This window comes from Lysobacter enzymogenes, assembly GCF_900106525.1.
Classification (GTDB): Bacteria; Pseudomonadota; Gammaproteobacteria; order Xanthomonadales; family Xanthomonadaceae; genus Lysobacter; species Lysobacter enzymogenes.
Window position 1 is genome coordinate 65,351 of record NZ_FNOG01000006.1, and the last position, 12,623, is coordinate 77,973.

10 protein-coding genes are annotated in these 12,623 nt (G+C 71.4%); 5 read left to right on the top strand and 5 right to left on the bottom strand.

What is annotated here, in order from left to right; genetic code table 11:
- The first annotated feature begins 257 nt into the window (after positions 1-257).
- Positions 258-659 carry a DUF4180 domain-containing protein gene (locus BLU84_RS15725; protein ID WP_083382682.1) on the top strand — a complete coding sequence of 134 codons (402 nt, stop codon included), beginning with the start codon at positions 258-260 and terminating at the stop codon, positions 657-659.
- A gap of 58 nt (positions 660-717) precedes the next feature.
- Here the strand turns inward: BLU84_RS15725 and BLU84_RS15730 are convergent, their stop codons facing one another.
- Positions 718-1,530 (bottom strand): isocitrate lyase/PEP mutase family protein, encoded by an 813-nt coding sequence (locus BLU84_RS15730; protein WP_074870254.1) that lies wholly within the window; start codon positions 1,528-1,530, stop codon positions 718-720.
- 428 nt (positions 1,531-1,958) lie between these two features.
- On the opposite strand from BLU84_RS15730, the gene BLU84_RS15735 reads away from it, so the two are divergent.
- Positions 1,959-2,645 carry a response regulator gene (locus BLU84_RS15735; protein WP_074869274.1) on the top strand — a complete coding sequence of 229 codons (687 nt, stop codon included), beginning with the start codon at positions 1,959-1,961 and terminating at the stop codon, positions 2,643-2,645.
- A gap of 426 nt (positions 2,646-3,071) precedes the next feature.
- On the opposite strand, the gene BLU84_RS15740 is transcribed toward BLU84_RS15735, so the two are convergent.
- Positions 3,072-6,674 (bottom strand): Rne/Rng family ribonuclease, encoded by a 3,603-nt coding sequence (locus BLU84_RS15740; RefSeq protein WP_083382752.1) that lies wholly within the window; start codon positions 6,672-6,674, stop codon positions 3,072-3,074.
- 513 nt (positions 6,675-7,187) lie between these two features.
- On the opposite strand from BLU84_RS15740, the gene BLU84_RS15745 reads away from it, so the two are divergent.
- Positions 7,188-8,147 (top strand): RluA family pseudouridine synthase, encoded by a 960-nt coding sequence (locus tag BLU84_RS15745; protein ID WP_074869280.1) that lies wholly within the window; start codon positions 7,188-7,190, stop codon positions 8,145-8,147.
- Between the two features lie 44 nt (positions 8,148-8,191).
- Here the strand turns inward: BLU84_RS15745 and BLU84_RS15750 are convergent, their stop codons facing one another.
- Genes BLU84_RS15750 through BLU84_RS15760 form a run of 3 tightly spaced genes read right to left on the bottom strand, consistent with a single transcriptional unit; the run spans position 8,192 to position 9,573 of the window.
- Positions 8,192-8,785 carry a hypothetical protein gene (locus BLU84_RS15750; protein WP_074869283.1) on the bottom strand — a complete coding sequence of 198 codons (594 nt, stop codon included), beginning with the start codon at positions 8,783-8,785 and terminating at the stop codon, positions 8,192-8,194.
- A 31-nt stretch (positions 8,786-8,816) separates the two neighbouring features.
- Positions 8,817-9,224, bottom strand: coding sequence for an energy transducer TonB (locus BLU84_RS15755; protein ID WP_074869286.1), 408 nt, complete (start codon positions 9,222-9,224; stop codon positions 8,817-8,819).
- A 7-nt stretch (positions 9,225-9,231) separates the two neighbouring features.
- Positions 9,232-9,573 carry a 4a-hydroxytetrahydrobiopterin dehydratase gene (locus BLU84_RS15760; RefSeq protein ID WP_074869290.1) on the bottom strand — a complete coding sequence of 114 codons (342 nt, stop codon included), beginning with the start codon at positions 9,571-9,573 and terminating at the stop codon, positions 9,232-9,234.
- A gap of 141 nt (positions 9,574-9,714) precedes the next feature.
- On the opposite strand from BLU84_RS15760, the gene BLU84_RS15765 reads away from it, so the two are divergent.
- Together BLU84_RS15765 and BLU84_RS15770 are read left to right on the top strand one after the other, a co-directional pair.
- Positions 9,715-10,311, top strand: a complete 597-nt coding sequence (locus BLU84_RS15765; protein WP_074869293.1) for an NfuA family Fe-S biogenesis protein — start codon at positions 9,715-9,717, stop codon at positions 10,309-10,311.
- Positions 10,312-10,330: 19 nt separating this feature from the next.
- On the top strand, positions 10,331-12,064 hold the full coding sequence (locus tag BLU84_RS15770) for a hypothetical protein (protein ID WP_074869296.1): 1,734 nt from the start codon (positions 10,331-10,333) through the stop codon (positions 12,062-12,064).
- Positions 12,065-12,623 lie beyond the last annotated feature (559 nt).

Genomic DNA, 12,623 nt, shown 5'->3' on the forward strand with positions numbered 1-12,623 from the left:
CGGCGTCGCAGCGGCGCTATTGGGTAAGCGCTGTCGCGGCGGCTGCGTGTGCGCATGCGGCATGATGCGCGCGCTCGATGACGCAGCCGATTGCGCAGCCGTTCGCCATCCGGCGTTTTCGTTCGCGGCGTTTGCCGTTTCGCCGTATACGCTTCGCGCTTGCCGCGTGCGTCGGCTACCGCGCGTCGGCGACGAAACGCGCGCTCCTGCGCGCAGCGCGTGCGAGACTGTGACGCCGCTTCCTTGGGTTCATCGATATGAACAACGTCGCCGACGCATCGGCACCCAATCCGGATTTCACCGTGCTCTCGTTCGGGGCCGAGCGCGTGCTGGTGTGCGCGGAAGCAGGCGCGCCGATCGCCGACGCGCGCGCGGCGACCGACTTGATCGGCGAAGCCTCGTTCGCCGGCGCGACGGTGTTGGCGTTGCCGGTGTCGCGGCTGGACGCGGCGTTCTTCCGCCTCGCCAGCGGGCTGGCCGGCGAGATCGCGCAGAAGGCGGTGAACTATCGCTTGCGACTGGCCGTGGTCGGCGATATCCAGGCGTACCTGCAGCGCAGCCAGCCGTTGCGCGACTGGGTGCGCGAGTGCGGCGAGGGCCGCGCGCTGATGTTCGTCGCCGATCTGGACGAACTGGCGCGCGCGCTCGAACGCGGCTGAGCGGCGCGCCCGCTCGGCGCGCTAACGATCAGCGCGCGGTCAGTCAACGCACGAAGAGTCAGCGCGGTTCGAACAAGGCGTTGAGTTCGCCGTAGCCCATCGCCGCGGCGGCCAGCGGCTTGCTGTCGCCGTCGTGCAGGAAACCGGCGGCGAGCCGTTGGGTCAGCGCGTGCACGGATTGGGCGAGGTCGGAACCGGCGCTGAGCCGGCGCACACCCCAGTCGCGCAGTTGCGCCGCCGGCGGCAGCGCGGCGCGGGCGAGCAGGTTCAGCGGCAGGCCGCAATCGGCGGCGATCGCGCGCACCTGGGTTTCGTCGGTCAGCCCGGGCACGAACAAGCCATCGGCGCCGGCCTCGCGGTAACGCGCGGCGCGCGCCAGGGTTTCCTCGACGCGGCGCGCGTCCGGCGCCAACCCGCGCAGATAGACGTCGGTGCGCGCGTTGACGAACAACGCCACGCCCAGCCGCGCGGCCGCGCGCTTGATCCGTTCGATCTTGGCGCACAGCGCGTCGGGCGCGCCGCCACCGTCTTCGAGGTTGATGCCGACCGCGCCGACCTCGATCACTCCGGCGACGTGGTCGGCGACGGTGTCGGGATCGTCGGAATAGCCGCCTTCCATGTCCACGCTCAGCGGCACCCGCACCGCGCGGGCGATGTCGGCGACGGTGGCGATCAGGCGCGGCACCGGCAGGTGGTCGCCGTCGGCGAAGCCGTGCGCCCAGGCCACGCCGGCGCTGGTGGTGGCCACGGCGGCGGCGCCCAGGCTCTCGATCAGGCGCGCGCTGCCGGCGTCCCAGGCGTTGGCGAGCAGCAACAGGCCGTCGGCGTGCAGATGGCGGAATCGTTCGGCGCGTTGGTCTTGCGCGGTCATGGGGCGGCTCGCGGCGGAGGGGAGGCCCAGCATCGCATGCGCGCCGGGGCGCGACCGGCCGCTTTCGGACGGATACACCCTCGGGCCGCGATCCCCTAGGGAGGCGGCGTCCAGCGCGCGCGCCGCCGCGGTTTTTTCCCGGTTTGCGCGGGCGATTGCGTTCAATCGCGCGGCGCTGAGATACCATTGCCGCGCGCTCGCACTAGCAACTCAGCCTAGGGATTGCCAAGTTGTGACCCAGTTCATCGGTTGCGGGCGGCATGGCAGCCGGCGTGCGCCTTTTCGGCGCGGCCAGATGCAGGACTCGGTGCGGACGCGGTGCGGCTCAGGGCGTCGGCGGTGAGCCAATAAATATCAATGCCTTGCGCGGCCCCCTGGGCGCCGCGTAGCCTCGTTGGCGTGGGCTTCAAGGCAGTTCTGGGGACGGTATGACCATCCGTGTATTCATCGTGGACGACCATGCGCTGGTGCGTACGGGCATGCGCATGATCCTCTCGGCGGAGACGGATATCGAAGTGCTGGCCGATGTGGAGAGCGGCGAGGAAGCCTTGCCGCTGATCCGCAAGCTCAAGCCCGACGTGGTGCTGTGCGACCTGCACCTGCCCGGCGTGAGCGGGCTGGAAGTCACCGAGCGCATCGTCAAGGGCGACCACGGCACCCGCGTGATCATCGTCTCCGTGCTCGAAGACGGGCCGATGCCCAAGCGCCTGCTCGAAGCCGGCGCCTCGGGTTATGTCGGCAAGGGCGGCGACGCCAGCGAACTGCTGCGCGCGATCCGCGACGTGGCGCGCGGCAAGCGCTATCTGGCCAGCAACATCGCCCAGCACCTGGCCTTGTCCACGCTCGACGGCGGCGCCTCGCCGTTCGACGAGCTCTCGCCGCGCGAGCTGGAGATCGCCTTGCTGCTGGTGCAGGGCTTCCGCCAGGAAGAGATCGCCTTGCTGCTGGTGCAGGGCTTCCGCCAGGAAGAGATCGCCAAGCGTTTGAGCCTGAGCGCGAAGACCGTCAACACCCACAAGACCCGGTTGTTCGAGAAGCTGACGATCACCGACACCATCGCCCTGGCGCGGTTGGCGGCGCAGTACGGGTTGGCCGATCCGGCGCATTCGTTGTAAGGCGGGCGGGTAGGCGATCCGACGTATTCGTCTGGAGCCGGGCGCGCAGAGCGCCGGCGGGTAGTGAAGCCGGCGCTCGGTGGCGGGCTCGCACGGGCGGATATGCGCAGCCGCGGCCATCGCAGGTCAAGCGGGTAAATCAAAATGGATTCCGGCTTTCGCCGGAATGACGGAATGGGGAAGCGCACGAGCGACCTTCCTGCCGTCATTCCGGCGAAAGCCGGAATCCATTTTGCTGTCGCGCGTGCTCGTACTCGCGCCTGCATGCTCGCGCACTGTTGCAGGCGCTACCGCACGGACTTTCGCGCGCGGCGCTTTCGCTGCGGGCTCATCTACACCGCCAGGCATAAAAAAACCGGCCGCGTGAGCGGCCGGTTTTCGTTTTCGCGGCGAGGGCAGGGCGGCCGCGTCGCAGCCGCCCCGCGATCAGGCGCGGTGCTCGTGCGAGCCGTCGCCGTTGTCGCCGTCGGCGGGCTTGCTCTCGCCGTCGGCCGCCGCTTCGGCGTTGTCGGCCACCGGCGCCGGCGCGACCGGATGCGGCAGGCCGTCGAACAGGCCGGCGGTGCTCGGCAGCAAGGGCGAGGCGGGCTCATCGGCGGCGGGCTCGGCGTCGACGGCCGCTTCGGCGACCGGCGCGGCCGGCGCTTCGGGCGGCGCGGCGAAGCTGAAGCCCGGCACGGCCTGGGCGGCTTCGCGCGCCGGCGAGGCCGCGGCCTGCGCCGCGGCTTCGGCCTGGGCCAGTTCGGCTTCGCTCGGCTGCACGGTTTCGGCGACCGCCACGACCGGCTCGACGACCGGCTCCGGCGTTGCCACGACCGCGGTTTCGACCGGGGTCGCTTCGACGGTCACGGCCGGCTCGACCGGCGCGGCAGCGACGACCGCAGGTGCGGCTTCGGCCTGCGGCTGAGCCTGGATCGCACTCTCAGCGGCGACCTGGGCCGGAGCGGCCTCGGCGGCCGGTTCGGCCTGGGCCGGGGCCTCGGCGCGGCTGTCGGTGTAGCTCGACGGCTCGACCGGGGCCGGGGCGACCGCGACCGGCTCGGCGGCGGCAGCGACTTCGACCGCAGCGGCCGCAGGCGCTTCGGCCTCGACCGCAGCGACGGTTTCGGCCTTCGGGGCCTCGGCCTTCGGCGCGAACGCGCTTTCGCCGGAATCGGCCGGAGCGTCGGTCTTGGCGACAGCGTGGCGGTCCGCTTCGGCCTGGACCGGCGCGACGGCAGCGTAGGACGCGCGTTCGCTGACGACCGGCGCGGCCGCATCGCGGTTTGCGGCTTCGGCCTGGGCCGAATCGGCCGGAGCGTCGGCCTGGACGTTGGCGGCGTCCTCACGACGGACCGGCGCAGCGGCTACCGCGGCAGCCGCGACGGCGGCCGGTGCGGCAGCAGCGGCGGCGCTGCGCGCCGGTGCAGGCGCGGCGACGTCGTCGAAGTCGAACTCCGGCTGCGAACGGTGCGCGGCGGCCGGGGCCTGGCCCGGTTCGGCGCCGGCATCGTCCTCGTCGTCGAAACCGCCGTCGGCGTCGAGCGCGCCGTCGGCGCCGCCCTCGGCACCGGCGTTCTCGCCGTTGCCGCGACGGCGGCGACGGCCACCGCGACGGCCGCGGCGGCGGCGGCCGCCGCTTTCGCCGGCATCGCCGGCGGCATCGGTCGGGGCGTCGTTGTTCGCGATCTCGCCAGCGGTGGTGCCGGCAGCGGTGGCGTCGGCGACGACAGCCGCTTCGACGGCTTCGTTCTTCAGCGGGGTCTCGGCAGCCGGCGCGGTGCCGGTGGCGACGACCGCAGCGACCGGCGCGACGACCGCGGCGGCGGCGACGGCCTCAGCGGCGGCGTCCTGGCGCGGCGGACGCGGCTCGCGCGGCGGACGCGGCGCATTGCCGTTCTGGGCCGGGTTGCCGTTGTGCGCATTGGCGTTGCCGGCCTGCGGCGCGGCCGCGTCCTGCTGCGGCTTGGCCGGCGGGTTCTGCGCCTGCTTGGGCTGCTGCGGCTGCTGTTGCTTGGGCGCCTGCGGGTTCTGCGGCTGGCCCTGCTTAGGCTGCTTCTGCTGGCCCGGCTGCTGCGCCTGGGCGCCGCCGGCCTGGGCCTGGCCCTGTTGCTGCGGCTGCTTTTCGCGACGCGGCTGCGCGTCCTGCTGGCGCGGCTCGTCGCGGCGGCCGTCGCGGCCGCCCTTGCCGTTGTTGCGGTTCTCGTTGCGACGCTGGCCGTTGCCGCGCTCGCCGCGCGACTCGTTGCGGCCGCCGTTGCCGCGGCTGCCGTCCTGGTTGCGCGAAGCCGGTTCCGGCGCGGCCGTAGCCGGCTGCGGAGTGCCGCGGAAGATGCGCAGGATGCGCTCGACCAGGCCGACCGAGTGGGTCGGCGCGGCCACCGGCGCGGGCGCCGGAGCCGGGACGGGCGCCGGCGCGGCGGCGGCCGGCGCTTCGCGCGGCTCGCGCAGCGGCGCGGGCTGGGCCGGGCGCACGTTGGTGACGGCCGGCGCTTCGGGAATGTTGAGGTGGGCCTTGGTCAGCGCGTGGACCGGCAGCTTGCGCTGGGTGCCGCGCTGGTAGCTGGGCTTGGCGGTTTCCTCGCCGACTTCGTTCTCGCGCACGCGCGTGACTTCGTAGTGCGGGGTTTCCAGGTGCTCGTCGGCGACGATGACGATCGGCGCGTCGTGGCGCGCTTCGATCTCCATCAGCGCGCGGCGCTTCTCGTTGAGCAGGAAGTTGGCGATCTCGGTCGGCGCCTGCACCAGCACCTGGCCGGTGTTTTCCTTCATCGCGTGCTCTTCGGCCACGCGCAGGATCGACAGCGACAGCGACTCGACGCTGCGCATGCGGCCGTGGCCCTCGCAGCGCGGGCAGACCAGCTGGCTGGACTCGCCCAGCGACGGACGCAGGCGCTGGCGGCTCAACTCGAGCAGGCCGAAGCGCGAGATGCGGCCGATCTGCACGCGCGCGCGGTCCTGCTTGAGCGCGTGCGACAGGCGGTTCTCGACCTCGCGCTGGTGGCGGTTGGACGACATGTCGATGAAGTCGATCACCACCAGGCCGCCGAGGTCGCGCAGGCGCATCTGGCGGGCGACTTCTTCGGCCGCTTCCAGGTTGGTGTTGAACGCGGTCTCCTCGATGTCGCCGCCCTTGGTGGCGCGCGCCGAGTTGACGTCGATCGCGGTCAGCGCCTCGGTCTGGTCGATCACCAGCGCGCCGCCGGAGGGCAGGCGCACGGTGCGCTCGTAGGCGTTCTCGATCTGCGATTCGATCTGGAAGCGGTTGAACAGCGGGGTGTCGTCGGCGTACTTCTTGAGCTTGCGCAGGTTGTGCGGCATCACCTGCTCGACGAACTGGCGCGCCTCGGCGTACATCTCGTCGGTGTCGACCAGGATCTCGCCGATGTCCGGGCGCATGTAGTCGCGCAGGGCGCGGATGATCAGGCGCGACTCCTGGTAGACCAGGAACGGGGCGGGCTTCTTCAGCGCCTCGTCGGTGATCGCCTTCCACACGCTGACCAGGTAGTCCAGGTCCCACTGCAGTTCTTCGGCGTCGCGGCCGACGCCGGCGGTGCGGATGATCACGCCCATGTCGTCGGGGATGGTCAGCTTGTCCATCGCCTCCTTGAGCGCGGCGCGGTCGTCGCCCTCGATCCGGCGCGAGACGCCGCCGGCGCTGGGCGAGTTCGGCATCAGCACCATGTAGCGGCCGGCCAGGGAGATGAAGCTGGTCAGGGCGGCGCCCTTGTTGCCGCGCTCTTCCTTGTCGACCTGGACCACGATCTCCTGGCCTTCGCGCAGCAGCTCGCGCAGGCCGGCCTTGTGGTGGTCCACGCCGGGCTGGAAGTAGTCGCGGGAGATTTCCTTCAGCGGCAGGAAGCCGTGGCGGTCGGCGCCGTAATCGATGAAGGCGGCTTCGAGCGAGGGTTCGAGCCGAGTGATGCGGCCCTTGTAGATGTTGGACTTCTTCTGTTCCTTCGACGGCTGTTCGATGTCGATGTCGTACAGGTTCTGGCCGTCGACGATGGCCACGCGCAGTTCTTCCGCCTGCGTCGCGTTGATCAGCATGCGCTTCATTGTTGCGTTCCTCGCGCGCTCTACCGCGCGGAACGCCATGGCGTTTCGCTATCTGGGAACTGAGTCCGCGCCGTCGCGTTCGGCGCCCGCGGGGTGCGGGCCGCCCGCCGCGCCGGCGAGGCCTCCACTACCAGCGCTACATCACCACGGCACGCCGCGGGAGCGCTTAATACCTTTCACGTACTTTCGGGCCGGCGGCGCGAACGCCGCACGGGACGGGCGGCGGCTGCTTCGAGTGTCTGCTCGTTCGTGTTCGAGGACGGACTCTGGCGCCGCACGGGTGTTCATCGCGACGGTGTCATCCGTCGGGCGAGGGCGGGTTCCGCCGGTCCGTCGCTGCTAACATGGCTGCCCCGTGGGCAGTGGTTAGACGCGGACCGGAATCGCGGGAGGGGCTTTCGGCCCCGTACCGGGTTGCCCGCCGCGAGGCGGACGACCGGGTGCAACTCCCAGCGAAATCAAAACCTTATCTCGCGTCGCGAGTGTAACAGATAACGCTTCGGGATGACCCAATCAGCAAACTCCGGCAATGCCGGCGCCCGTACCGTGCGCGTGCCCGACGATCGCGACGGCCAGCGCCTGGACAACTTCCTGCTCGGCCAACTCAAAGGTGCGCCCAGGTCCTTGATCTACAAGCTGGTCCGCTCCGGTCAGGTGCGCGTGAACGGGGGCCGGGCCAAGGCCGAGCGCAAGCTCGAGGCCGGCGACGAGGTACGCATCCCGCCGGTTCGTCTCACTGAGCCCGGCGACAAGCCGACGCCGCCGAAGGGCTTTCTCGACGCGATGGAGCGCTCCATCGTGTTCGAGGACGCGCGCCTGCTGGCCCTGAACAAGCCCTCCGGCGTGGCCAGCCACGGCGGCAGCGGGATCAGCTTCGGCGCGATCGAGACCCTGCGCGCGCTGCGCCCGAACCAGACCCTGGAGCTGGTCCACCGGCTCGACCGCGACACCTCCGGGCTGCTGATCGTGGCCAAGAAGCGCTCGGCCCTGACCGAGATGCAGGCCCTGATGCGCGAGGAGGGCGGCATCGCCAAGCGTTATCTGGCGCTGCTGACCGGGCGCATGCCCGACGGGACCATGAGCGTCGACGCGCCGCTGCACATCGGTCTGCGCCAGGGCGGCGAGCGCCACGTCCAGGTGCACCGCGACGGCAAGGCGTCGCTGAGCCACTTCAAGGTGCTGGAGCGCCGCGGCGGGCAGTCGTATTGCGAGGTGCGGATCGAAACCGGCCGCACCCACCAGATCCGCGTGCATTCCCAGCACATCGGCCACCCGGTCGCCGGCGACGACAAATACGGCGAGCCGGAAGCGAACAAGCGCCTGCGCGACCAAGCCGGCCTGCGCCGGCTGTTCCTGCACGCCTCGACCCTGGAGTTCGCGCTCGACGGCGGGCGCGAGCCGTATTTGCTCAACGCGCCGCTGGCGCCGGAGTTGGTCGAGGTGTTGGACCGGTTAGCAGGCTGAGCGGCGCGGCGAGCGCGCCGCCGGGCCCCGGGCGGGCCTGGCGGTCAGGGTGTCGTGGCGAACGAACCGATCTCGACGCTGGCTGCGACAAAGTTCCCGCTCAGAATCACCTGGCGACGCTTGTGCGCGTAGCGGTCTTCGTTTTCGAACCAGTTCAAGAGGGTGGCGCTGTCGTCGAAGTCCACGATGCGGCCGTTCTTGATGATCACGCAGATCCGGTTTCCCGAGACAGTGTCCGTCTCCAGGCAGACGAAGCGGGAGACGCTATCGTCGTGGATGTAGACCTGCAACAGCTGCGCTTTGCGCAGCGCGTCGCGCGGGCCGGCCAGTTCGAACGCGCGCAGATGCGCATCCACCCGGGTTTCCTCGGGCCGCACGTCGATGCCGTAATCGCCGGTCTCGAAGGCGAACCGGCATTCTTCCCACAGCAATGCCTCGATCTTCAGCAGATCGTCGTGGCCGAGCGCTAGCGTTTCGCGCAGCGTCTGCGTCATCCGCTCGGTCACGGCGGGTGCGCCGCGGTCGGCGGGGATCGCGGTGAATGCGACGGTTTGGCCGACCATCGGCAGCAACAGCTCGAAATGGCCGCAGCCCTCGTCGCACCACCGGATCAGCGTGGCGAGTTCGTCTTGGTGCATCTGGATATCCCCGGCGCCGGGCGGTTCGGCGTCAGCCGGCGGCCTGCCCGCAATGCTCCGGCCGCTCGGCCGGCGCGTGGAAGGTCACCGGCACCTGGATGTCGGTCGACACCGGCTTGCCGTTGCGGGTCGCCGCCTCGAAGCGCCAGCGCTGCACGCCCTTGGTCGCGGCCGCATCGAGCGCGGGCACGCCGCTGCTGGTCAGCACGTTGGCCCGGGTCGGCTTGCCTTCGGCGCCGACGGTGAGCTGCAGCACGACCTTGCCGCCGACCTGGTCGCAGCCGATTTCCAGCGGATAGTCCGGCGGCGGCGTGTCGACCGCGCGCAGCGGCGTGGACGGGATGATCGGCTCTTCGGCGGCGCGCTGGCCGCAGCCGCTGGCGGCGGCGATCAGGGCCAGGGCGAAGGGCGCGGCGAACAGGCGGCGATGCAGGGTCATGAGGTGATCAACCAATCAGGGCTTCGGCCTTGGCCGCGCAGATGAAGTCGTTCTCGCTGAGCCCGCCGACATCGTGGGTGGAATAGCGCACCACGCAGCGGTCGTAGTGCACGCCGAGGTCGGGGTGATGATCCTCGCGATGGGCCATGAACGCCAGTGCGTTCACGAACGCCATGGTCCGATAGTAGTCGTCGAAGCGGAAAGTCTTGGTGAGGGCGTGGCCGTCCTCGGCCAGCTCCCAGCCAGGCACCTGCAGCAGCAGTTCGCGCACGCGCGCTTCGCTGAGACGGTGCTCGCTGCCGCGCAGCGCGACGCAATGGGCCTGGTCGAGCGGAATGAGGTCGTTCATGGGGGGCTCCTGGCGGCCCGGCGCTGGCGCCGCGGCGTTGCGTCTGCGCCGCGGCGGCCCCATGTGAATGGACCCGTATCCGCGGCGGTCGTAGGCTTGCTGCGCGACATCCGGCCGCGCCGTCCCCGTTAGAATAGCCCGATGATCAATATTTCCGAATCCGCCCAGGCGCACTTCCGCAAGCTGATCGAACGCGAGGCCCTGCCGGGCCTGGGCGTGCGTCTGTCGGCGGTCCATCCCGGCACGCCGCGCGCCGACGTGCGCCTGGAGTTCGCCGAACCGGCCGACCTGGCCGGCGACGAGTGGGCGGTGGATTGCGACGGCTTCACCTTGTGGCTGCGCGCCGACAGCGTGAAGTACCTCGACGGCGCCGAGATCGATTACGAAACCCGCGCCACCGGCGGCCAGCTGCAGATCCGCGCGCCCAAGATCAAGGGCGAGGCGCCGGCCGATTCGGCCTCGCTGGTCGAGCGCGTGCACTGGATCGTCGAGCACGAGATCAACCCGCAGCTGGCCCAGCACCGCGGCCACGTGTCGGTGCAGGAAGTCACCGCCGAAGGCGTGGTGCTGCTGCGCTTCGGCGGCGGTTGCCACGGCTGCGGCATGGCCGACGTCACCCTCAAGCAGGGCATCGAAACCACCTTGATGAGCAAGGTGCCGGGCGTGACCGCGGTGCGCGACGCGACCGACCACGACACCGGCCAGGCGCCGTACATCCCGCGCGACAGCGCGGCCTGACCCCGCTGCGGCGCCGCCTGTGCCCACCGCCGCATCGATCATCGAAGCCCTGCAGCGACGGTTGCGGCTGACCCTGCGCCGCGATTCGCCCGAGCCCGGCGAGTACCCGTCGGCCTGGCAAGGCTGGCTGGACGCGCAGAGCGCGCGTCCCGGCGCGGTCACCGGCGCGACCGCCGACGCCTGGCTCGCGGTGTTCGCGCAGCGCCCGTTGAGCGCGCCGCCGCGGCGCGCGCCGGCGCTCAACCGCTGGCAGGCCTTCGCCACCTTGTGGCGGCAGCAGTGGCTGCCGCCGGAACCCGAAGACCGCCGCCTGCGCTGGGGCGCGGGCGCGATCTCGCTGCTGTGGCATCTGCTGTTCGGCGGGCTGCTGGTGTGGCTGATGTACCTGCAGTACTTCGCCACCCGTCCGCCGCCGCCGGGCGAGACCACGGTGACGATGATCGAATACGTCGGCCAGGGCACGCCGCAGGAGCCCGGCGGCGGTTCCCAGCAACCCAGCGATCAACCGCAACCGGCGCCGCCGGCCGAACCGGCGCCGTCGCAGCCCGCGCCGGCCGAGCCTTCGCCGCCAGCGCAGGTCGCGGTGGCCGCGCCGCCGCCGCCGCAGTTGCAGGCGCAGTTGCCGGATGTGCCGGTGCGCGACGTGCCCGAACCGCAGCTGCCGCCGCCGACGGTCGAGCAGCCGGTGATGGTCAGCAAGGAAACTCCCGACGCGCCGCAAGTGTTCGTGCTGCCGCCGACGCGCAAGCGCGTCGACGACAGCGTGCGCGCGCCGCAGATCCAGGCCGCGCAGCAGCCGCTGCGCAGCGTCGACGTGCCCGCGCCGGTGCAGCCGCCGGCGTTGCGCGCGCCGCAGCAGGAGATCGCGCTGCCGAGCGTGCAGGCGCGGCCGCGCGAGGTTGCGGTGCGCGATGTGCCCGCGCCGGCGCAACTGCCACAGTTGCAGGTGCGCGAAGCGGCGCCGCGGCCGGTCGAGGCGCCGCAATTGAATTCGAACCTGCCGCAGGTGCGCGTCGCCGCGATTCCGAGCCCGCCGACGCCCGCGCCGAGCCCGGCCCCGGCCGCCGCGACGCCGGCGCCCGCAGCGCCCGCCACCGCGACTTCGACCGCGCCCAGCGCCACCGCGGCGACGCCGTCGCCGTCCAGCGCCCGCCCGGCCGCGCCGAGCGCGCCCGCGGCCGGCCCGAGCGCGACCGCCGCGGCGCCGCCGGCGGCGAGCGCCGGCGCCGGCCCCAAGCCGAACCCCGCGCCCGGCAGCCTGCCGACGGCGCGGCGCGGCGACGATTGGGGCGATTCCACCCGCAACCGCCCGGGCGGCAAGCCCGGCGACGCGCCGGGCCTGTTCAATCCCGACGGCAGCGTGCGCATCGCCGACGCGCCGGGCTCGGCCTCGCCGGGGTTCCCGCCGGGCACGGTCACCGAGGAGATCAAGAACCTCGACCGCGCCGGCACCTGGCTGCGGCGCAAGCCCACCGACTACGAAGCGACCACGCTCGACAAGTACTGGCGGCCGAACGAAACCCTGCTGGCCGAGTGGGTGCGGCGCAGCGTCAAGAGCGTGATGATCCCGATCCCGGGCACCAGCAAGCGCATCAACTGCTCGGTCGCGCTGCTGATGCTGGGCGGCGGCTGCGGCATCAGCGACCCGAACCTCAACGACCAGCCGGCCGAAGCGCGGCCGCCGCCGGAGGTGCCGTTCAAGCCGCACCTGCAGGAAGACAACGGCAGCGTGCGGCCGCCGCCGGGTGGTTGAGGGGATGGGCGCGTAGGGCGGAAGGGCGGCGTGCGGAAGGGCAGCGTGCGGAAGGGCGGCCAAGCCCGTTTGCCGCGTAACCCGCCTATCGTCATGCCCGCGAAGGCGGGCATCCAGGGCTTCATCGGGGCATGACTTTGAAGTCTCTGGATCCCCGCCTTCGCGGGGATGACGGCTTGAGGCGACGCGGTACGACGCAGCATTGCGAACGCCGGTCGCCGCGGAATCCGCCTTTCGCCGCGGAACCTGCCTCTCGCCGCGAAACCTACCTATCGTCATGCCCGCGAAGGCGGGCATCCAGGGCTTTATCGAGGCATGACTCTGAAGTCTCTGGACCCCCGCGCTCGCGGGGATGACGGCTTGGGGTGGCGCGGTACGACGCAGCATTGCGAACGCCGGTCGCCGCGGAATCCACCTTTCGCCGCGAAGCCTACCTCTTGCCGCGAAGCCTACTTCTCGCCGCGAAAGCTACCTGTCGTCATGCCCGCGAAGGCGGGCATCCAGGGCTTTATCGCGGCATGACTCTGAAGTCTCTGGATCCCCGCTTTCGCGGGGATGA

Coding starts and splice junctions, on each gene's coding strand:
- BLU84_RS15740 (WP_083382752.1), bottom strand. CDS start 6,674: ATGCTGATCAACGCGACGCAGGCGGAAGAACTGCGCGTGGCCATCGTC.
- BLU84_RS15765 (WP_074869293.1), top strand. CDS start 9,715: ATGATCAATATTTCCGAATCCGCCCAGGCGCACTTCCGCAAGCTGATC.
- BLU84_RS15725 (WP_083382682.1), top strand. CDS start 258: ATGAACAACGTCGCCGACGCATCGGCACCCAATCCGGATTTCACCGTG.
- BLU84_RS15745 (WP_074869280.1), top strand. CDS start 7,188: ATGACCCAATCAGCAAACTCCGGCAATGCCGGCGCCCGTACCGTGCGC.
- BLU84_RS15750 (WP_074869283.1), bottom strand. CDS start 8,785: ATGCACCAAGACGAACTCGCCACGCTGATCCGGTGGTGCGACGAGGGC.
- BLU84_RS15735 (WP_074869274.1), top strand. CDS start 1,959: ATGACCATCCGTGTATTCATCGTGGACGACCATGCGCTGGTGCGTACG.
- BLU84_RS15730 (WP_074870254.1), bottom strand. CDS start 1,530: ATGACCGCGCAAGACCAACGCGCCGAACGATTCCGCCATCTGCACGCC.
- BLU84_RS15760 (WP_074869290.1), bottom strand. CDS start 9,573: ATGAACGACCTCATTCCGCTCGACCAGGCCCATTGCGTCGCGCTGCGC.
- BLU84_RS15755 (WP_074869286.1), bottom strand. CDS start 9,224: ATGACCCTGCATCGCCGCCTGTTCGCCGCGCCCTTCGCCCTGGCCCTG.